This window comes from Streptomyces sp. WAC00040 (assembly GCF_056835925.1).
Genome location: NZ_JAKQZE010000001.1, coordinates 1159673 through 1179028, shown reverse-complemented (window position 1 = coordinate 1179028; position 19356 = coordinate 1159673). Strand labels below are relative to the sequence as shown.

The following is a 19356-nucleotide window of genomic DNA, read 5'->3' as shown; positions in this document are numbered from 1 at the left end:
CTCCCCTACGGCCTGGAGGCTGTGGGAGGTGCCCGCGGGCGGGCTCACGTTGCCCGGCAACTCAAGCCTCGCCGGCGTTCGAGGCGCGGGGATCCGGTGGGGTCCCCACCCCACCGGGCGCCGGGGGAGGAGCCCCGGTGGTCAGCGCGTCGCCGCGCCCCGGCCCGTCGCCGTGCCCTTCACCGCATCCAGCGCGTACACGCACCGGTCCTTGCTGCACGCGTACACCACACCGTTCCGCGCCACCGGCGACCCCGTGATCTCGCCGCCGGTCGCCAGCTTCCAGCGGAGCTGGCCGCCGCTCGCGTCGAGCGTGTAGAGGACGTGGTCGGCGGAGCCGAAGTGGACGCGGCCGTCCGCGACGACCGGTGTGCCGACGACCTCGCCTCCGGCCGCGAAGCGCCACATCGGGGTGCCGGTCACGGCGTCGAGTGTGTAGAGCGCCGAGCCGCTGCCGACGTGGACGTTGCCGGCCGCGACGAGTACCGGCTCGCTGGACTGGCGGGCCTCCGTCGCGATGCGCCACCGGTCCTTGCCGGTGGTGGCGTCCAGCGCGTAGACCGTGCCGAGGTAGTCGGCGAGGTACACGCCGCCGCCGGTCACGGCGGGACCGGGCGCGAAAGCGGGCGGCGAGAGGAACACCGCGGGTGCCTCGAAGTGCCAGCGCACCAGTCCGGATGTGATGTCGACGGCGAGCACCCGCGTGCCGGCGGAGACGTACACGTAGCCGTCGGGCGCGGGCTGCACCCGTACGGGCACGTTCCCGCACGAGGCGGCGTCCCCGATCGGGTACGACCAGCGTTCGTCGCCGGTGCGGGCCTCGAGGGCGCGCAGCCGTGCGTCCTTCCACACGTAGACCGTGTCGCCGAAGATCGAGGGGCCGGCCTCCGGTGTCTCGAAGTCGCTCTGGGCGCCCGTGATCTCCCACAGCTTCTCGCCGTTGGAGGCCTCCCATGCCTGCACGCCGCCGCCGCGGGTGCCGGTGAGGACGGTGCCGCGGTCGACCTTGAGGGAGTACACCCAGGCGTCGGTCCGGAGCCGCCAGCGTTCGTTGCCGGTGGCGGCGTCGAGCGCGTACAGCGTCGGGCCGTCGGAGGCGTGGATACGGCCGGCGGCGACGGCCATCGCCCAGGCCACGTCCCGTGTCTTGAACTGGCGGCGGCCGGTCCCCACGTCCAGCGCGTGCACCTCGAACGAGGTGACGTACAGCAGGTCGCCGTCGACGACCGGTGTTCCCCACACGTCGTTCGACATGCGGAAACGCCAGGGGCGCCAGTGGGTGGGGCCGGGGTCCGGCGCCTGCGCGGGGGGCGGGACGGGTGACGGCGGCGCGGCCACCGCGCCGCCGTGGGCGTCGGTACCCCCCAGTCCGGCGGGCGGCCGGACCCATCCGGTGGCCGGTCCGGCCTCCGCGACCACGGCGCGGCCGGTGTCGGCGACCCGGGGGCCGGGTCCGATGGGAACGTTGGAGCCGGGCAGCCGTACCGGGCCGCCCAGGGACTGCGGAGCGGCCGCGGCCTGTGGCTGGGGAGGTGCCGGCGGGACGGGCGGCGGGGTGGGGCGCGGGGGCGCCGGGCGCTGGGACGCGGCCGACGGGCGGCCGCCTCCGCGACGCGTCTCGATCATGGCGGTGGCCGAGGTCGGAAGCCACGCGGAGGCGGTGCCGCTGTCGTCGCCGGCGGAGGAGAAGAGGTGGGGCGCGAGCTGCGCCTGAAGGTCCTCGGGTGTGGGCCGCAGCCCGGCCTCCATCTGCATGCACGAGTCGATCAGGGGCCGCAGCTCGTCGGGGAGCCCTTCGAGGTCCGGGCCTTCGCGCAGCAGCATGAAGACGGTCTCCACGGGGTTCGCGCCGTGGAAGGGCGCGTGCCCGGTGGCTGCGAAGACCAGGGTGGAGCCGAGGGAGAAGACATCGCTGGCGCCGGTCACGCTGCGGGAGTCACGGGCCTGCTCGGGCGACATGTACGCGGGCGTGCCGACGGCGACGTTGGTCATCGTCAGCCGGGTGTTCGAGACGCCTGACGCGATACCGAAGTCGATGACGCGCGGCCCGTCCTCCACCACCAGCACGTTGGACGGCTTGAGGTCGCGGTGCACGAGCCCCGCGCCGTGGATGGACTGCAGCGCCTCCGCGATGCCTGCCGCGAGCCATCGGACGGCCTGGGCGGGCAGCGGCCCGCATTCGTTGATGATCTCCTCGAGGGAGGGGGCGGGGACGTACGCGGTGGCCAGCCACGGCACCGCGGCCCGCGGGTCGGCGTCGACCACGGCGGCGGTGTAGAAGCCGCTGACCGCGCGGGCCGCTTCCACCTCCCGCGTGAAGCGGACGCGGAACAGCTGGTCCTCCGCGAGCTCGGTCCGCACGGTCTTGATCGCGACCCGGCGGCCGGACGCCGACCTGGCGAGATAGACCAGTCCCATGCCACCGGCACCGAGCCGGCCCAGCACCTCGAACGGACCGATCCGTCTCGGGTCGTGCTGCGTCAGCTGCTCCATACCTGCGTGCCACCTCCCCGTACGGGCTCCCACGAAATGGAGCCCGTCACTTACAGCCCCGTGCAGGGTCTCACCATCCAGCCCCTCAGCGGTGAGCACCCTGATTCTTCCTGTACGGAGCCACGGTTGCGAACCGGGGGGCGGATCGGGGTGTCTCACCGCGTTTCGGGCACCGCTGTGAGCGCGGTCACCGGCCGGCACTCGGCAGACGCCGGCCGGTGCGGGTGGGTAAAGGGGCACCCCTGGGCGTAGCCCACCGGTCGCCTCAGGCGCTCTTGGCGGCCTCTGGGTCCACCTCGGAGACGTCGCGGTCCGGCGTCCCGCCCGTACCGGACTTCGGCCGTGTCCCGCCGCTCTCGGTCTCCTGCGTCCCGCCGGGCGCGGCCGACCGGTCGGGCTCCGCCAGCACCGCGAAGGTGGCGCCCTGGTTGTCGCCGAAGACGGCGATCCGCCCGTACGGGGTGTCGGAGGGGACGGTGCGGACCCGGCCGCCGAGGCGGACGACGGACTCGGCCGTCGTGTCGCAGTCGGTGACGCAGAAGTAGACGAGGAAGTGGTCGGGCATCTCCGGCGGGAACTCGTCCGTGATCGCGCTGCGTCCGCCGACGGCCGTGTTCTCGCCCGGTTCCGTGCCGGCCGGTGACCACATGCGGAAGCCGGCCATGGTTCCGCTGAGGTCCGTGCCCTGGAAGTGGAACACGGACTCGTAGAAGTCGTCCGCACGCCCGTGGTCCCGGGTGTACACCTCGGTCCAGCAGAACGAGTTCGGTTCGCCCTGCTTCTCGAAGCCCTGCCGGGTGCCCGCCTGCCACAGGCCGAACACCGCGCCGCCGGGGTCCGCCGCCACCGCGGAGATCCCCGCGGAGTCGACGGGCAGCGGGTCGTTGATCAGCCGGCCGCCGTGGTCGGCGATGCGCCGGCCGAGTGCCGCGGCGTCGGGGGTGGCGAAGTAGACGCCCCAGACGGTGGGCATGCGGCCGTCCCGCTTGGGAGTCAGCGCCCCGACCAGCCGTCCGTCGCTGAACGCGTCGGCGTAACGGCCGCGGACGCCGCCGGGGACGTAGCCACCGCCCCGCTCGGTGAAGGTCCAGCCGAAGAGCTCGCCGTAGAAGCGCTTGCCTGCTTCCACATCGGGGAGCGATGCGTCCACCCAGCACGGCGTGCCCTCTGCGAATGCGGCCATGGGCCTGATTCCTTCCCTGGGTGTGGTGCCCGTCACCATCAAGCTAATGGCGCATCACGCGGTGCGCGCGGAATAAATTCGAACGCTTGCTCGACAAAGGTCACCCTGGGAGGGGTGAGCGGTCGAAAGGGGCGCGCTGGGCGCCTTCGGCGGGACCGTTTCCGTCGAGTTGTCCACCGAAGTTGTCCACAGGCTGTTGATAACACTATTGCTGTACGTGGTCGGCACCCCATTTGCAGTCGGCCGAATCGCGCGCCGATCACCCCTCGGTAAGCTGACGGCATGACAGGACAAGTGCGCACCGTCGACGGCCGGGTAGCCGGCCGACGCGGGCAGGCGACGCGGCAGAAACTGCTCGACTGCCTCAGCGAGATGCTCAGCTCGTCGCCGTACCGGGACGTCAAAGTCATCGACGTGGCCCGTAAAGCGGGCACTTCACCGGCGACGTTCTACCAGTACTTCCCCGACGTCGAAGGCGCCGTTCTCGAAATCGCCGAGGAAATGGCCAAGGAGGGCGCCGAGTTGACCGAGTTGGTCTCCGGCCGCTCCTGGGTCGGCAAGGCGGGCTGGCAGGCGGCGGAGGAACTGGTCGAGGGATTCCTCGACTTCTGGCGCCGCAACGACGCCATTCTCCGCGTGGTCGATCTCGGAGCCGCCGAGGGCGACAAGCGGTTCTACAAGATCCGTATGAAGATCCTCACCTCGGTCACCAACTCCCTCTCGGACGCCGTCAAGGAGCTCCAGGGCAAGGGCAAGGTCGACAAGGACGTCAGCCCCGGAGCGATGGCCGGATCGCTGGTGGCGATGCTTGCAGCGGTCGCCTCGCACCAGAAGGGCTTCACGACCTGGGGTGTCAAGCAGGCCGAACTCAAGCCGAATCTCGCCCTGTTGGTGCACCTCGGCATCACGGGCAGGAAGCCGGCGAAGTAACGGCCCACGGAACTGTCCGCCCGGTTCGGGCGCGAGTCCTGTCACGCCGGCGGCGGTCCCCCTGCGGGGGCGACCGCCGTCGGCGTTCTCGTGTCCGGAAGTGCCCCGTGACGCTGCTAGGGTGACGTGCGCTCGTCAACCGGGCCCATTCGCCGACACTTTCAACGGGGGTTGAAACGTGAAGATCCGCCATGTCCGCGCCATTGCCGTCTTCGGGATCGCGCTCGTCGCACTGACCGGGGCCCGCGGCTCCGGCGGTGGTGGCTGTGACAACTCCAGCAGCTCCAGCAGCTCTTCGAGCAGTGGCGGCAGCCACCGCGACGACGACAGCTCGAGCAGCACTGGCGGCGTCTCCGTCCCCGGTGGTTCCAGCGCCGACAAGGCCGCGCGCGACATCACCATCAACGAGTGCAAGTACGACGACGCGACGAAGGCACTCACCGCGAAGATCACCATCAACAACAGCGGCTCGCTGGACTACGACTACGACGTCACCATGAAGTTCACCGGTGGCGCCGGCGGCACGGCCGTCCCGGCCTCCGCGAGCAAGTCGGCGATCGCCGTCGCCGCGGGCGCCTCGGAGACCACCGTGCTCACCACTCCGTACACCGGCTCCGGCGACGGCTCCGAGTACACCAAGTGCGAGGTCTCGCGGGCTTCCCGCAGCTGACGGGCGCCACGGCGCCCCTGTGGGGCGCTAACGCAGTCGGAAGCCGCCCTTGCCCCGCCCCATCGCGAACAACTCGGCCTGCCGTCGCGGCGGCAGGTTGCCGAGCGTGACGAGGTGCGGGGCAAGGGCGAGCGCCCGGCAACGTGACGCCTCGGTGGCCGACCACACGGCGCGCACCGTCCCCTGGACGGCGTCCGTCGGACACGACGCGATCACCGCCGCGGCCCGCAGCGCCGCCGCCGCCGCGCCGCCGGGCTCCGTCAGCTCGGAGACCAGGCCCACTTCGTACGCGCGGCGTGCCGTCAGCCGTTCCGCCGTGCCCATCAGGGCCGTCCGCGCCACCTCGCCGACCGGCATCCGCTGTGCCATGAAGACGGACTCGTAGGCGCTGACCATCCCGTACGAGGTGTGCGGGTCGAAGAACGTCGCCTCGTGCGAGGCGATCACGAACTCGCTCTCGCCGAGCAGATAGAACGCCCCGCCGCAGGCCATGCCCTCGACGGCCGCGATCACCGGCTTCCACAGGTCGTTCGCCTTGGGACCGATCTCCAGCAGCGGATCGTCGATGGAGTACGGCGATGACGGCTGCGGCACCTTGGCCGAGCGGTCGATGCCCGTGCAGAACGCCCTGGTCCCCGCGCCAGTGATCACCGCCGCCCGGACCGCGTCGTCGCGGCGGAACTCGCGCCACACCGCGCTCAGTTCGGCCGCGGTCTCCAGGTCGACGGCGTTGAGTCTGGCGGGCCGGTCGAGGGTGACCTGGGCGACGCCGGTGTCCTTGTCGGTCTCCACGCGCAGGCTCATGCGCGCTCCAGTCGCCAGCGGGGCAGCCCGTCCCGCGTGAACACCACGCGCACCCCGGCGCCGATACGCAGCCGGTCCGGGTCCACGGAGTTCAGCGGCGCGTCCGGTGCGGCGACCACGTTGCCCGCGAGCCGGATGCGGGGGGCGTCGAGCAGTTCGACGACGACCGCGTTGTAAGGGGCCTGTTCGGCGTAGTCGGGCAGCAGGGGAGGGTGTGGGAACACGAACGACCAGATACGGCCCCGGCCGCTCATCCTGCGCCATGCGCTGTCGAAGGACCCGCAGTGCGGGCAGCAGGGCCGCGGCGGGAAGCGGGGTTCGCCGCAGGCGGGTGCGGCGCATGCCTGGACGCGCAGTTCGCCGCGCGCCGCGTACTTCCAGAAGGGCGCGCCGTCGTCGTCGATGACCGGTCGCAGCATTCTCAGCTCCTCAGCAGAAGGGCCGACGTCGGTACGCCCTCGCCCGCTGTCACCAGGCAGGTCCGCGCGTCCGGCACCTGTGCCGTCGAGGCGCCCCGCAGTTGCTTGACGCCCTCGTTGATCAGGTTGAAGCCGTGCACATAGGCCTCGCTGAGTCCGCCGCCCGCCGTGTTCAGGGGCAGACGGCCGCCGATCTCCAGCGCCCCGCCCTCGGTGAAGGCCGCGCCCTCGCCCCGCCCGCAGAAGCCGTAGCCCTCCAGTGAGAGCGGGATCAGGGGGGTGAAGGCGTCGTAGATCTGCGCCACATGGATGTCGTCCGGCCCGAAGTCGGCCTGTTTCCACAGGTGCCGGGCGGCCGTCCAGGCGGGACCGGTGAGCGGGTCGTCGTTCCAGTAGTTGACCATTCCGTGGTGCTGGGCGGGCAGGCCCTGGGCGGCGGAGTGGACGTAGACGGGTCTGTGCCGGCAGTCGCGGGCGCGCTCGGCGCTCACGATCACGCAGGCGAGCGCGCCGTCCGTCTCGAGGCAGTTGTCGAAGAGGCAGAGCGGTTCGCTGATCCAGCGGGCGGTCATGTACATCTCGCGGGTGAGCGGGCGTTCGTACATCATCGCGGCCGGGTTCTGGTTGGCACGGTTGCGGCAGGCGAGGGCCACGTTGAAGAAGTGGTCGCGGGTCGCGCCGTACTCGTGCATGTAGCGGCGGGCGAGGATGCCGATCTCGTCGGCGGGCCGCAGCAGGCCGAAGGGGCGGGTCCACTGGGCGGGGGTCGGCAGCTGGGCCGTGGTGTTGGTCCAGGGCCGGGGGCCGGACCCGCGTTTGCGTGAGCGCCAGGCCACGCCGACGCCGGCCTGCCCGGTGGCGACGGCTCCGGCCAGGTGGGCGACGGTGGCGCACGAGCCGCCGCCCCCGTAGCCGACCTTGGAGAAGAAGGTGACGTCGCCCGCGCCGACGGCCTTGGCGAGCTCGACCTCGTCGGTCTCCTCCATCGTGTACGAGGCGAAGCCGTCCACCTCGGAAGGGGCGATACCGGCGTCGTCGAGAGCGGCGAGGACCGCCCGGCAGGCCAGCGTCTTCTCCGACTCGGGCAATCGCCTGGCGAAGGCCGTCGAACCGATCCCGACTATCGCCGCCTTGTCCTTGAGGGTCGCCATGGCCGGAGCGTACAGCTAATCTGACGTACCGTCAGCTACTGCGCGAGGACGTTCGGGAGGCATCTGATGCGACGCGGCGACCTGGCATGGGGCACCGTCCCGGAGCTGGTGCGAACCGCCGCCCTGCGGTACGGGCAACGCGAGGCCGTCGTCGAAGGGCGCACCCGCGTCCCCTACGCCGAGCTCGGGGACCGGGTCGAACGAGCCGCCGCCGCGTGCATCGCCGCCGGCGTGCGCAAGGGGGACCGGGTCGCCGTTTGGGCGCCCAACACCCTCGACTGGATCGTCTGCGCGCTGGGCGCCGTCACCGCCGGGGCCGTGCTCGTCCCCCTCAACACCCGCTTCAAGGGCACGGAGGCGGCCGACGTCCTGCGGCGCTCACGCGCCAGGCTCCTCTTCGTCACCGGTACCTTCCTCGGCACCTCCTACGTCGCCTCCCTGCGCCGCTGCGACGTGGAGCTCCCCGACCTGGAACAGGTGGTCGTCCTCGCCGAGAGCGCACCGCAGGAGTACCGCACCTGGAAGGACTTCCTCGCGGGCGGTGACGCCGTCGGCGCACGGCAGGTGCGGGAGCGGGCCGCCACCGTCACCGCCGACGACCCCTCCGACCTCGTCTTCACCTCCGGCACCACCGGCCGCCCCAAAGGGGCCGTCATCACCCACGCCCAGACCCTCCGCTGCTACGACCTGTGGAGCGAACTCGCAGGGCTGCGCGAGGGGGACCGGTACCTGATCGTGAACCCGTTCTTCCACACCTTCGGCTACAAGGCGGGCATCATCGCCTGCCTCACCCGCGGCGCCACGATGGTCCCGCAGCCCGTCTTCGACGTGGAGACCGTCCTCGCCAACATCGCCGCGGAACGCATCTCCGTGCTCCCCGGCCCGCCGACCCTCCACCGGTCGCTGCTCGACCACCCGGCACGCGGCCGGCACGACCTGAGCACACTGCGCCTCGTCGTCACCGGCGCCGCCGTCGTCCCCCTCGACCTGGTGGAACGGCTCCGCGACGAACTGTGTGTCCCCACCGTCCTGACAGCCTATGGACTCTCCGAGGCGAGCGGCATCGTGACCATGTGCCGCCGGGGCGACGCCCCCGCCACCGTCGCCGCCACCTCCGGCCGTGCCATACCCGGCACCGAGGTCCGTGTCCTCGCGCCGCCGGGGGAGCCGGGGGAGGTCCTGGTGCGCGGTCACAACGTCATGTGCGGCTACTTCGAGGATCCCGAGGCCACGGCCCGCGCGATCACTCCCGACGGCTGGCTGCGCACCGGCGACGTCGGCGTACTGGACGAGGCGGGGAATTTGCGCATCACCGACCGGATCAAGGACATGTTCATCGTCGGCGGATTCAACGCCTACCCCGCGGAGATCGAGCAGCTGCTCGGCCTGCACCCGGACGTCGCGGACGTCGCCGTCGTCGGCGTGCCCGACGAACGCCTCGGCGAGGTGGGTAAGGCGTACGCGGTCCGCCGGCCCGGCTCGACGCTCACCTCCGACGACCTGATCGCCTGGTCACGGCGGGAGATGGCGAACTACAAGGTGCCCCGGCACGTGGAGTTCATGACCGGCCTGCCCCGCAACGCGAGCGGGAAGGTGCTGAAGACCGAGCTGCGCGCCCGGCACGTCGGCTGAGAGCGGCACCGGCCCGGTCCCGCGCTGTCGCGGCACCGGGCCGGGCCCGTCAGAGGGATCAGCCGTGGAGGCGGACCGGGATCTCCTGCCACCCGTACGCGATGAACGAGGGCACCTGCTTCAGTTCGTCGGACGTGAACGCGGCGGTGAGGTCCGGGTAGCGGTCGAACAGCGCCGGCAGCGCGGTCATCGCCTCCATGCGGGCCAGCGGGGCGCCGATGCAGCGGTGCACGCCGATACCGAAGGACAGATGGTCGTCGGCCGCGCGCGTGGCGTCGAAGGCCGCCGCGTCCTCGCCGTAGCGCGACGGGTCGTTGCCCGCCGCCGCGTACGTCGTGAGGATCGCGTCGCCCGCCGGGACGGTGACCCCGCCGACGGTGATGTCGGACACCGCGAACCGCAGTGGCAGCGAAGCGATCGACGGGCGGACCCGCAGCACCTCCTCGATCACCTGCTCCCAGCTGATGGCGCCGGCCCTCACGGCGGCCAGCTGCTCGGGGTGCTCGAGCAGCGCGACGACGGCATTGCCGATCAGGTTGACCGTCGTCTCGAAGCCGGCGCCGATGACCAGGAGCAGGGTGTAGAGGAGCTCCTCGTCGCTGAGCCGGTCGCCCTCCTCGTCACGGACCTTGATCAGTTCCGTGGTCATGTCGTCGCCCGGGTGCTCGGCCTTGTGCGCGATGAGCGAGCCGAGGACCGTGCCGATCTGCTCCTGGACCATCGCCGCGTGTTCGGGGGTCGGGTCGGAGGTGTCCATGATGGCGGCGATCAGCCGGCCGGTGGCCTCGCGCAGCTCGTCGGGCACACCGAAGAGGTCGCAGATCATCCGCATGGGCAGCGGATGCGCGAACGCCGCCTTCACGTCCACCACTTCGCCCCTCGCGCCGGCCGCGTCCAGCTCGGTCAGCAGCTCCTCGGTGATGGCCTCCACCCGGTCGCGCATCGCCTCGGTGCGCCGGGCGGTGAAGCTGGGGGCGACGAGCCTGCGCAGCCGGGTGTGGTCGCTGCCGTAGGTCGACAGCATGTTGACCACGCCCACCCAGCCGAGGATCCAGCCCCACTCCGGGCGCTCGCCGATCTTGGGGAACAGCGACCAGTGCTTACGCGGGTCCTTGCTGACCTGAGGGTCGAGGATCAGGGCCTTGAGGGTGTCGTAACCGGTCGGCGCCCAGGCGGGTATGCCGCCGGGCAGCTCGACGGGCACCACCGGACCGAGGGAACGGAGCTTCGCGCACTCGGCGATGATGTCGGCACCGAACGGATCGACGGCCACACGGGTGGACACGGTCATGAACGGTCTCCTGCCTGGTCGGGGCTGTGAGGTGTGAATCTGACGGGCAGCGCCGTCAGCGAACGGTGGAACGGGCCCGGTCGCCAGCTGAGCCGCTCACGCGGTACGACCGGCTGAAGATCGGGCAGCCACTGGGTGAGGCGTTCGATGGCCTCCGTGGCGATCAGCAGGGCGGGCTGCTTCACGGGGCAGGCGTGCTCACCCGCGGAGAACGACAGGTGCGAGGCGTCGTGGCGGTGGTGCGTCCCGGCGAAGTCCTGCTCGGCGAAGTGGCCCAGCGCTCCGTACGAGACGACGACCGGGACCGCCGCCTGGACCCAGACGCCGTGGAAGGAAACGGACTCGCGGGCGAAGTGGATGCCGTAGTTCGACAGTGGGGTCTCGTACCGGAGCACCTCGAGGACCGCGTCCATCACCGGCCGGGAACCACTGGTGAGGGTCGAGTAGTAGTCGGGGTTGCCGAGGATCCGCGAGAGCGCGTTGGAGACGAGGTTGGCGCTCGGCTCGTGGCCCGCCCCGAGGGTGAGGAAGACCTGCCAGGTGACCTCCTCCGGCGTGAGGGCCAGCGGGTGGTCCAGGAGCCGGCTGGTGATGTCGGGCCCGCGCCGCACCGACTTTGCGGCGATCAGCTCCAGCACGTACCTGCCGTACTCGGCCTCCCCCTGCGCCGCGCGGTCGCCGCCCTCCATCATCGCGCCGAGCGCGGCGTCGAGCCGGCCGGACTCGCTGTCGGGCAGCCCGAAGAGGTTGTTGAAGATCAGCGCCATCAGCGGCCGGGCGAACTCGGTGACGAGGTCCGCGGAGCCTGCCGGGCCGAAGCGGCCGACGAGCACGTCCACCGCGTGATGGACGCGTTCGCGCAGGTCGTGCGGTTCCACCAGGTCGAACGCGTCGGTGAGGCTGCGGCGGTAGCGGATGTGCGCGTCCCCGTCCGCGAAGAGGCTGTTGGGCCGCCAGCGCATCATGCCGAGGACGGGACAGTCCTCCGGGACGGTGGCCTCCCAGGGGCGCGGGTCGTGCGACCACGTCTCGGGGTCGTGCAGCAGGTCGAGGGCGGCGCGGCGGTCGGTCACGACGTACGCGGGCACACCGGGGGCGAGCTCCGCCCAGCCGACCGGACCCTGCGCCCGCAGCGCCGCGTAGTAGGCGTGCGGGTCGGCCGCGAAGCCCTCTTCCCACAGTCGTACGGGCGCGGACAGCGAGAACGCGTCGGCGCGGGCAGGATAGGCGGCGTTCAACGGAGCTCCGTCCGGCGGCTGTTGCGGTCGATGAGGTGCTGGACCAGGGCGAGCAGCGCGTCGACGGAGGAGTTGGTGTCGCGGGCGTCGCACATCACCAGCGGGGTGTCGTGGTCGAGGTCGAGGGCGCGGCGCAGCTGCTCCTCGCCGTAGTTCTTGGAGTCGGGGAAGGTGTTCAGGGCGACGGCGTACGGCAGCCCGGACTCCTCGACCATGCCGAGGACGTCGAAGGAGTCGTCGATCCGCCGGGTGTCGACGAGCACGAGCGCGCCGAGCGCCCCGTAGGCGATGTCGTTCCACAGGGAGCGGAAACGTTCCTGGCCGGGGGTGCCGAAGAGATAGAGCACGATCCCGCCGCCCAGGGAGATCCGCCCGAAGTCGATGGCGACGGTCGTCGTCGTCTTGTCGCGCACCCCGGCCAGGTCGTCGACCGCGACCGAGGCCTGCGTGAGGTGTTCCTCGGTGTGCAGCGGCCGGATCTCGGAGACGGAGTCGATCAGCGTCGTCTTGCCGACGCCGAAAGGGCCGGCCACAAGGATCTTGACCAGTTCACGCGCGGTGTCGGGCAGATGCAGACCGGCCTCGGCGGAGTCCCGCTCACGCGAGGACGGACCGGAGCTCGCGGGCGGGCTAAAGCTTGAGGGCGCGGAGGCCATCGGCCACTCTCTTCAGAAGGTCACGGTCGGGCAGGGCTGCGGACGGGACCGGTGGGCGTGCGCGCACCAGACCCTGGTCGATCAGGGCGGCGGCCAGGACACGGACCGCGGAGACCGGCAGCTTCAGCAGGGCGGCCGTCTCCACCACGGTCAGCGAACCGCCGTCGAGCGCCTCCAGCACGGCGTGCTGGGCGGCGGGCAGGCCGGCGGGCGCGGGCCCGCCGGCGCCGGTCAGCACCGACAGGCGCTCCAGGCTGTTGCGACTGGGCCGCGCCACCCCGCCGGTGGACAGGTAGGCGGGCACCAGGGGGCGGCCGCTCCGGCGGCCGGTCATACCGCTGCGCCGCCGTCGGCCACCCGGGGCGCCGCGGCCATGGCCTTCTCACCGAGCCGGGCGACCTGGGAGTGGACACGGTGGCCCAGCAGGTCGAGGCGTACCTCCGGGCTGCCGTACGCGGCCACGCACGTGCCGTGGTCCGTGGGCGCGACCAGGATGTAGCCGTGGTCGGACTCGATGACCACCTGCCGCAGCCGGGCGGCGTCCTCGTCGGCGAACGCGGCGGCTGCCGTGCGGCACGCCCCCTGGACGGTGCTGATGATCGCTGCGACGCGCTCCGCCGAATCCTGGGAGAGCGCGGCGGAGTAACCGGACACGAGCCCGTCCCTGGTCAGCAGCGCGGCGGCCCTGACATGCGGGATTTCGAGGATCGGATCGAGCACCCAGGCGGCTTCGCCGGGGTCGCGGCTGGTCATCGGGGGTCGTTCCCTTCGATCTCTGCGGCGTTGCGCGCCGCGGCTGTTGCGGACTGCAGCGCCCCGAGCGCCGCGGCGGACTCCTCGGGGGTGCGGGCGGGTGCCGCGGGCGCGGCCGGGTCGGGAGCCGGCGCCGCGGAGGATGCTTCGGCGCGGACCCGGCGGCGGCGCTGCGGAAGCTGGTCGCCGTCCTGGGCGGGCTCGGGCACCGGCTCGTGGACGGGCTCGTCGGCATGCGACGACGGGGCGGCGGCCGGGGGCGCGGCGTGGGCGGCCGGTGCCGGGAAGTGCGGCTGCCTCGCGGCGTGCGGTTCAGGGCGGGGCTGGTCGGGGCCGGCGGGCTGCGCCTGCCGGTCGGTCCGGTCCTGCCGGGCCGGCGGCGGGGTCCGCTCCGGGTGTCCTGCCTGCTCGGCCACGAGATCGGGCTCCGCCGAACTCCGGGTGGAGCGTGCGGCGCTGACGGCGGGCGGATGCAGGACGGGGTCGATACGGCTCAGCAGATGGCTCTTGACGAGCAGCACGGCCCGCACACCCCCGTAGGGCGACGGCGTGGACAGGTCCACCGACACGTCGAACTGCCGCGTGAGCCGGCCGATCGCCGCCAGTCCCATCCGGGGCGGGTCGCCGAGGTCGGACAGCAGGATCGGGTCGTCCCCGGCCACCAGCCGCTGCGCTGCGGCCCGTTCGTCGCTCGCCATGCCGACGCCGGCGTCGTCGACCGTCACAGAGACGCCGTGGTGGACGCGTTCGAGGTTCACCACCACGGCGGTGTCCGGCGAGGAGTGGCGCAGCGCGTTGTCGAGCAGCTCGGCGACGATGATCGCCACCGGCTCGACGGCGTGCGACACGAGCGCGGTGCCCGGCTCCAGGTGGTTGTGCACCTGGACCCGGTGGTAGCCCACGAGCCGGGCCTGTCCGCCCGTGACGGCGTCGACCAGGTGCGACTCCTCGCGGGCGAGCCCCACCCACGCCCCGCACACGACGGCGGCGACCTGGGCGCGGCGCAGCGACTGCTCGTTCTCGTGGTCGAGGGCGAAGAGGGTCTGCGCCAGCTCCGGGTCGTCATAGCGCTGCTGGAGCCCGCGCAGCACGTCCTGGAGCCGGTAGAGGCCGGCTTGGATCTCGCGGGTCGCGCCGCGCATACCGGCGCGGGCGGCGGCGTCGACGCGTTTGCGCTCCTGGGCCATGGCGGTGCGCAGCGCTTCGAGTACGGCCTCGGTCCCCGTACCCGCCGGCCCCAGCGGTCCGGGCACCCGGACGTGCGGGTGGGCGGTCCGGGTGGCCTCCGCGGGCATACGCTCCGCGGCGAGGTGGGCGATCTCGGCGGCGAAGGCCCGGGCCGCTCGGTCCACTTCGTGCCGGGCGGCGTCGAGATGCGACCGGAGCGTGGCGATCTCCTGGCGCTGCCGGGCCCGTTCCCGCCGGGAGCGGATGAGCCCTCCTCCCAGGACGAGCGCCGACAACGTCCCGGCGGCCAGGCCGCCGGCGGCCAGGTCCGGTATCTCGATCATCGAATTAGACCTCGGGAGAGCAGGGTGTGGGGGCGCCGTGAGGCTCGCCAGCCAAGTACACACTGCCGCCGAGCGGTTGCGCTCGGTTTCCGTCGAAGATCCTTTGGTTTTGTCCGGTCGGTGGCCCATTGCTTACGAAGTGTCTGAGTGTGGCTCAGAACACAGTCCCGCAAGGGTGATTCGTCTCAGGACATGCCACGGCCGCGGCGGCCCCCCTCCGCGCCGCCGCGGCCGTTCCCCGTCGTGGTTGGCTTCGTGTCAGCCCTTCGGCGGCGCCGGGGCGTGGTGGTCACCCATGGTCGTGATGGTGGTGTCGGCGGGCGGGACCGGGGCGTGGTGGTCGCCCAGCGTGGTGATGCCGTCGGCGGGCGGCACCGGGGCGTGGTGGTCACCCATGGTGGTGATGCCGTCGGCGGGCGGCGCGGGCGCGTGGTGGTCGCCCATCGTGGTGATCTCTTCGCGGTTCTGCTTGCTCGTGCTCATGTCGTCCCCCATGGGATGTCCGTTGACCGGAGGGCCTTCCGGCCGGCGACTCCCCCGAGGGTCGCCGGACGGAAGGCCGGTGGACCTGTCACCCGCTGAGGCGCCGGCCCGTGTGATCCGTCTGCCCCCCGACGCGACGGATCGAATGCTTGAAGCATGTCGGACGAGCATAAACATTCGATGAACGCCCTGCCCCCGCCCCTGTCGTGTTCCCGCGTCCTCTTTTCCGACCCTGCCGGGACCGGGCGGGCACGGGGCGCCGTCAGGCGGCGCCGCTGAGCGGCTCGAGCAGCGCGCGGACCTCTTCCGCCTCCGCCGCGCCCGTCTGCTCGTGGAGGAACAGCGCGTCACGCCAGCACGCACGCGCACGGTCCGCCTGACCGAGCGCGTCCAGGGCCAGTCCCAGCGTCGTCAGCACGTTGCCACGGGTACGGTCCCCGCCGATGCAGCCCGTCGCGAGCGCCTGTTCCGCGTGCTGCGCCGCCCGTGCCGGGCGGTGCGCGGACAGATGCGCCTGAGCGATGCGGAAGTGGGCCGTGCCCTCCCACAGGCGCTGCCGGTTCGACTCGAACAGGCGCAGCGCCTCCGTCAGTTGCTCCAGGGCGTCCGTGTGGCGGCCTGCCTGCGTCAGCGCGACGCCGAGGGCGTAGCGGGCGTTGGCCAGCCGCAGGGTGTGGCCGATCCGGTCGTAGAGGGCGATGCCCTGCTCCGCGAGGGAGATCGCCTGGGTGATGCGGCCGGTGGCGACGTGGATGCGGGAGAGGTTGGACAGCGCGCTCGCCTCGCCGGGCAGGTTGCCGTCGAGGCGTGAACCCTCCATGGCGCGGCGCAGGTGCTCCTCGGCCTCCTGGTTGCGCCCCTGTATGAAGGCGATGATGCCCCGGTCGTTGTCCGACCAGTAGACCGGCGCCGGGTCGTTCACCGAGCGGGCCAGTACCGCCGCCTGGGCTGCCTCCTCGTCCGCCTCGTCGTAACGGCCCGCGGTGAGGTGGACGTTGGTCATCGACGTCCGGGCCCGGGCTTCGGTCCGGGTGTCGCCGGCGGCCCGTGCGGCCTCGACCGCTCCGCAGGCCACGGACTCGTAGACCTTCGAATTCGCTCCGGACTCGGCGAGGTTCTGGACGGCCCAGAGCAGATCCACCGCCCGGCGCAACTGCGGTCCGGGGGACGCCTGCCGGGCGCAGGCCAGGAGGCAGTGCGCCTCCGCGTAGAGCCAGTCCTGGGCGTCGTCGAGGTGCGCGAACTCCAGACCGGCGTCACCGGTCGGCTCCAGGTGGACGACGAGCCGGTCGCCGGGCCGTTCCATGGCGAAGACGCGGGCCGCCGTCGCCAGGTAGAAGTCCAGCAGATGGGAGAGGGCGGCCTCCCGTGCCTCCGGGGACTCGTCCCGCTCCGCGCATGAACGCGCGTAGAGCCGCACCAGGTCGTGGTAGCGGTACCGGCCCGGCGCCGCGGACTCCAGCAGGGACGTGTCGACCAGTGCCTCGAGCAGGTCCTCCGTCTCGTGCGGCGGCAGCTCCAGCACGGCCGCCGCGGCGGCGAGCGAGATGTCCGGGCCGTCCGCCAGGCCCAGCAGGCAGAACGCCCTGGCCTGGGCGGGCTCCAACTGGCCGTAGCCCAGCTCGAACGTGGCCTTCACCGCCAGGTCGCCGGCCTGGAGCTCGTCGAGGCGGCGCCGGCCGTCGGCCAGCTTGGCCGCGAGGACCGAGACGGTCCAGGTGCGGCGGGCCGCCAGCCGCGAGGCGGCGATACGGATGGCGAGCGGCAGGAAGCCGCATGCCGCGACCACGTCCAGCGCGGCGTCGCGTTCCGCGCCGACCCGTTCCGCCCCGACGATCCGGGTGAACAGCTGGAGGGCCTCCTCCGGGGACATCACGTCCAGGTCGACCAGGTGCGCGCCCGCGAGGTCGACCATCCGCACCCGGCTGGTGATCAGCGCGGCGCAGCCGGCCGTGCCGGGCAGCAGGGGCCGGACCTGGGCGGCGTCGCGGGCGTTGTCGAGCAGCACCAGGATCCGCCGCCCGTCCAGGGCGGAGCGGTAGAGGGCCGCTCGTTCGTCCAGGGTGTCCGGGATCGCCGAGTCGGCCGTGCCCAGGGCGCGCAGGAAGGCGCCGAGGACCGTCTCCGGCTCCGCGGACCGGTTGCCGGTGCCCTGGAGGTCGACGTACAGCTGTCCGTCGGGGAAGTGCTTGCGCGCCTGGTGGGCCACATGGACGGCCAGGGTGGTCTTGCCGACGCCGCCGATGCCGGCGAGGGCGGACACCGCCATCACCGAGCCCTCGGCGGTGGCCAGTTGGCCTCCCAGCTCCTGCACGAAGGACGACCGGCCGGTGAAGTCCGGCACGGTGGCCGGCAGCTGGGCGGGTCGGGTGGTCTGCGGAGCGGGTGCGGTCTCCTCCTGCGGGCGGGCGAGTTCGGCGTCGGCCCGCAGGATGCGCTGCTGGAGGCTGGAGAGTTCGGGGCGCGGGTCGACGCCCAGTTCCTCGGCGAGCAGCCGTCGGGTGTCGGCGTAGACCGCGAGTGCCTCCGCCTGGCGGCCGCTGCGGTACAGGGCGAGCATCAGCAGCTCACGCAGCCGCTCACGCAGCGGGTGGGTCGCGGTGAGCGCCGTCAGCTCGGAGACGGCCTCGGCGTGCCGGCCGACCTCGAGGTCGATGTCGAGCCGGGTCTCGAGAAGTTGCAGACCCCATTCGACGAGCCGGGTGCGCTGGTTCTCCGCGTACGGCCCCGGCACGTTGGCGAGCGGCTCGCCGTCCCACAGGTTCAGCACCTTGTTGAGCAGCGCCCGCGCCTGGGTACGGTCGCCGGCGGCGTTCGCCTTGTACGCCTCCGCCGCGAGTTCCTGTGCGACGGCGAGGTCGAGGGCGTCCCGGCCGATGCGCAGCGCGTAGCCGCCCGACTCGCTGACCAGGGTGTCCGGGTCGAGTGCCTTGCGCAGCCGGGAGGCGTAGGTGCGGACGGCGGCCAGCGCCTGGGACGGGGGTTCCTCGCCCCAGATCGCGTCGATCAGTTCGTGGGCGGTGGCGGTGCGCCCGTCGCGGAGCAGCAGCGCCACCAGCAGGGCGCGCTGCTGCGGCGAGCCGGGCGGCAGGGTCTCTCCGCCCCGCCGCACCCGTACCGGTCCGAGCACGCTGAAGTGCAGCTCGGCGTCCTCGCTCCCGAGCGGAGCGCGCTGGTTCGGTACGCGTGGCCCGCTGTCACGGTCCATAGGTGCCCCCTGCCGGTACTGCCGGAATCGCCCTCGACAGTCTGCCTTGTTGGGGGTGGCCGCGTCAGCAGCGGGGCGGCCGCGGCTGCTGCCCGTCCGCCGGTCCGTCCGGCCCGCTCTGATCAGGGGCGATAGACCGTGCCGGGTTCGGGTACGGCCGGGGCGAGCAGTTGGGTGACCGTGACGAAGGTGTAACCGCGCTTCTTGAGCTCGGAGACGATCCCGGGCACGGCGGGGACCGTTCCGTCGTAGATGTCGTGCAGCAGGATGATGCCGTCGCGTCCGGCCTGGTCGAGGATCCGCTTCTTGATGAGCTCGCTGTCGGTGGTGGAGTAGTCCTTGGCGGTGGCGCTCCACAGGACCTGGGAGAGGCCGAGCTCCTTGCTGACGGCCTTCACCTCGTCGTCGGTGCGGCCCTGCGGCGGGCGCATCAGCCGCGGCTTCTCGCCGGTGATCTCCTCTATGGCGTCCTGGGTGCGGTCGAGTTCGGCGCGTATCTCTTCCTTGCCGAGCTTGTCGAGCCGCTGGTGGGTCCAGGTGTGGTTGGCGACCTCGTGGCCCTCCGCGGCGAGGCGGCGCACCACGTCGGGGTATTTGAGGACGTGGTTCTTGCCGAGGAGGAAGAAGGTGGCGGGCACCTTCTCCTTCTTGAGGTGGTCGAGCAGTTCGGGGGTGTCCTTGCCGGGGCCCGCGTCGAAGGTGAGCGCTATGCACTTGGCCTTCTCGCAGTCGACGGACGGTGAATCGGAGCCCTGGCCACTCTCGCTCGCGAGCGGCTTCCCGTCGGAGCCGGCGGCGTCGGAGCGGGCGTCCGCCGGCGAGGTGCTGTCGGTGGAGCAGCCCGCGAGGGTGAGGGTCAGCGTGAGGGCCGCGGCGAGAGCCGGGACAACCCTGGACCCGGTTTTGTACGTCTTCGAAGGCATGGCGAATCTCC

At 72.2% G+C, this 19356-nt stretch carries 17 protein-coding genes; 3 read left to right on the top strand and 14 right to left on the bottom strand.

The window, feature by feature from the left end:
- Nucleotides 1–141 precede the first annotated feature (141 nt).
- Together MDN94_RS05295 and kbpA are read right to left on the bottom strand one after the other, a co-directional pair.
- On the bottom strand, nucleotides 142–2493 hold the full coding sequence (locus tag MDN94_RS05295; RefSeq protein ID WP_482724800.1) for a serine/threonine-protein kinase: 2352 nt from the start codon (nucleotides 2491–2493) through the stop codon (nucleotides 142–144).
- A 265-nt stretch (nucleotides 2494–2758) separates the two neighbouring features.
- Complete coding sequence (gene kbpA / locus MDN94_RS05290; protein WP_482724799.1) at nucleotides 2759–3676, bottom strand: AfsK-binding protein KbpA; 918 nt, start codon at nucleotides 3674–3676, stop codon at nucleotides 2759–2761.
- A gap of 282 nt (nucleotides 3677–3958) precedes the next feature.
- On the opposite strand from kbpA, the gene MDN94_RS05285 reads away from it, so the two are divergent.
- Nucleotides 3959–4606: a TetR family transcriptional regulator gene (locus MDN94_RS05285; RefSeq protein ID WP_482724798.1), complete on the top strand. Its 648-nt coding sequence runs from the start codon at nucleotides 3959–3961 to the stop codon at nucleotides 4604–4606.
- 178 nt (nucleotides 4607–4784) lie between these two features.
- Nucleotides 4785–5276: a hypothetical protein gene (locus tag MDN94_RS05280; RefSeq protein ID WP_482724797.1), complete on the top strand. Its 492-nt coding sequence runs from the start codon at nucleotides 4785–4787 to the stop codon at nucleotides 5274–5276.
- A gap of 27 nt (nucleotides 5277–5303) precedes the next feature.
- On the opposite strand, the gene MDN94_RS05275 is transcribed toward MDN94_RS05280, so the two are convergent.
- The 3 genes from MDN94_RS05275 to MDN94_RS05265 are packed head-to-tail and all read right to left on the bottom strand — an operon-like array spanning nucleotide 5304 to nucleotide 7650.
- A complete protein-coding gene (locus MDN94_RS05275; RefSeq protein WP_482724796.1) occupies nucleotides 5304–6080 on the bottom strand; it encodes an enoyl-CoA hydratase/isomerase family protein in 777 nt (258 codons plus the stop codon).
- On the bottom strand, nucleotides 6077–6499 hold the full coding sequence (locus MDN94_RS05270; RefSeq protein ID WP_482724795.1) for a Zn-ribbon domain-containing OB-fold protein: 423 nt from the start codon (nucleotides 6497–6499) through the stop codon (nucleotides 6077–6079). Before MDN94_RS05270 ends, MDN94_RS05275 begins: the two co-directional genes overlap by 4 nt.
- A gap of 2 nt (nucleotides 6500–6501) precedes the next feature.
- A complete protein-coding gene (locus MDN94_RS05265) occupies nucleotides 6502–7650 on the bottom strand; it encodes a lipid-transfer protein (protein WP_482724794.1) in 1149 nt (382 codons plus the stop codon).
- Between the two features lie 66 nt (nucleotides 7651–7716).
- Between MDN94_RS05265 and MDN94_RS05260 the strand changes: the two genes are divergently transcribed.
- Nucleotides 7717–9282, top strand: a complete 1566-nt coding sequence (locus MDN94_RS05260; protein WP_482724793.1) for a FadD3 family acyl-CoA ligase — start codon at nucleotides 7717–7719, stop codon at nucleotides 9280–9282.
- A 58-nt stretch (nucleotides 9283–9340) separates the two neighbouring features.
- Here the strand turns inward: MDN94_RS05260 and MDN94_RS05255 are convergent, their stop codons facing one another.
- From MDN94_RS05255 to MDN94_RS05215, 9 genes are all read right to left on the bottom strand, one after another.
- Nucleotides 9341–10573: a cytochrome P450 family protein gene (locus MDN94_RS05255; protein ID WP_482724792.1), complete on the bottom strand. Its 1233-nt coding sequence runs from the start codon at nucleotides 10571–10573 to the stop codon at nucleotides 9341–9343.
- On the bottom strand, nucleotides 10570–11811 hold the full coding sequence (locus tag MDN94_RS05250) for a cytochrome P450 (RefSeq protein WP_482724791.1): 1242 nt from the start codon (nucleotides 11809–11811) through the stop codon (nucleotides 10570–10572). Before MDN94_RS05250 ends, MDN94_RS05255 begins: the two co-directional genes overlap by 4 nt.
- A complete protein-coding gene (locus tag MDN94_RS05245; RefSeq protein WP_482724790.1) occupies nucleotides 11808–12467 on the bottom strand; it encodes a GTP-binding protein in 660 nt (219 codons plus the stop codon). The genes MDN94_RS05250 and MDN94_RS05245 overlap by 4 nt, the downstream gene beginning before the upstream one ends.
- Entirely contained in the window at nucleotides 12442–12801 is a 360-nt protein-coding gene (locus MDN94_RS05240; protein ID WP_053557178.1) for a DUF742 domain-containing protein, read from the bottom strand. Before MDN94_RS05240 ends, MDN94_RS05245 begins: the two co-directional genes overlap by 26 nt.
- Complete coding sequence (locus tag MDN94_RS05235; protein WP_482724789.1) at nucleotides 12798–13220, bottom strand: roadblock/LC7 domain-containing protein; 423 nt, start codon at nucleotides 13218–13220, stop codon at nucleotides 12798–12800. Before MDN94_RS05235 ends, MDN94_RS05240 begins: the two co-directional genes overlap by 4 nt.
- Nucleotides 13217–14731 (bottom strand): ATP-binding protein, encoded by a 1515-nt coding sequence (locus MDN94_RS05230; RefSeq protein ID WP_482724788.1) that lies wholly within the window; start codon nucleotides 14729–14731, stop codon nucleotides 13217–13219. The genes MDN94_RS05235 and MDN94_RS05230 overlap by 4 nt, the downstream gene beginning before the upstream one ends.
- Nucleotides 14732–14989: 258 nt before the next feature.
- On the bottom strand, nucleotides 14990–15214 hold the full coding sequence (locus MDN94_RS05225; protein ID WP_482724787.1) for a sigma-like protein: 225 nt from the start codon (nucleotides 15212–15214) through the stop codon (nucleotides 14990–14992).
- A 262-nt stretch (nucleotides 15215–15476) separates the two neighbouring features.
- Entirely contained in the window at nucleotides 15477–18422 is a 2946-nt protein-coding gene (gene afsR / locus MDN94_RS05220) for an SARP-family global regulator AfsR (protein WP_482724786.1), read from the bottom strand.
- Nucleotides 18423–18544: 122 nt separating this feature from the next.
- Nucleotides 18545–19345, bottom strand: a complete 801-nt coding sequence (locus MDN94_RS05215; protein ID WP_482724785.1) for a polysaccharide deacetylase family protein — start codon at nucleotides 19343–19345, stop codon at nucleotides 18545–18547.
- Nucleotides 19346–19356: the final 11 nt, after the last annotated feature.

Bases quoted from the DNA above. Each gene is read 5' to 3' on its own strand.
- MDN94_RS05295 (WP_482724800.1), bottom strand. From the start codon at position 2,493: ATGGAGCAGCTGACGCAGCACGACCCGAGACGGATCGGTCCGTTCGAG.
- kbpA (WP_482724799.1), bottom strand. From the start codon at position 3,676: ATGGCCGCATTCGCAGAGGGCACGCCGTGCTGGGTGGACGCATCGCTC.
- MDN94_RS05285 (WP_482724798.1), top strand. From the start codon at position 3,959: ATGACAGGACAAGTGCGCACCGTCGACGGCCGGGTAGCCGGCCGACGC.
- MDN94_RS05275 (WP_482724796.1), bottom strand. From the start codon at position 6,080: ATGAGCCTGCGCGTGGAGACCGACAAGGACACCGGCGTCGCCCAGGTC.
- MDN94_RS05270 (WP_482724795.1), bottom strand. From the start codon at position 6,499: ATGCTGCGACCGGTCATCGACGACGACGGCGCGCCCTTCTGGAAGTAC.
- MDN94_RS05265 (WP_482724794.1), bottom strand. From the start codon at position 7,650: ATGGCGACCCTCAAGGACAAGGCGGCGATAGTCGGGATCGGTTCGACG.
- MDN94_RS05260 (WP_482724793.1), top strand. From the start codon at position 7,717: ATGCGACGCGGCGACCTGGCATGGGGCACCGTCCCGGAGCTGGTGCGA.
- MDN94_RS05255 (WP_482724792.1), bottom strand. From the start codon at position 10,573: ATGACCGTGTCCACCCGTGTGGCCGTCGATCCGTTCGGTGCCGACATC.
- MDN94_RS05245 (WP_482724790.1), bottom strand. From the start codon at position 12,467: ATGGCCTCCGCGCCCTCAAGCTTTAGCCCGCCCGCGAGCTCCGGTCCG.
- MDN94_RS05240 (WP_053557178.1), bottom strand. From the start codon at position 12,801: ATGACCGGCCGCCGGAGCGGCCGCCCCCTGGTGCCCGCCTACCTGTCC.
- MDN94_RS05235 (WP_482724789.1), bottom strand. From the start codon at position 13,220: ATGACCAGCCGCGACCCCGGCGAAGCCGCCTGGGTGCTCGATCCGATC.
- MDN94_RS05230 (WP_482724788.1), bottom strand. From the start codon at position 14,731: ATGATCGAGATACCGGACCTGGCCGCCGGCGGCCTGGCCGCCGGGACG.
- MDN94_RS05225 (WP_482724787.1), bottom strand. From the start codon at position 15,214: ATGAGCACGAGCAAGCAGAACCGCGAAGAGATCACCACGATGGGCGAC.
- afsR (WP_482724786.1), bottom strand. From the start codon at position 18,422: ATGGACCGTGACAGCGGGCCACGCGTACCGAACCAGCGCGCTCCGCTC.
- MDN94_RS05215 (WP_482724785.1), bottom strand. From the start codon at position 19,345: ATGCCTTCGAAGACGTACAAAACCGGGTCCAGGGTTGTCCCGGCTCTC.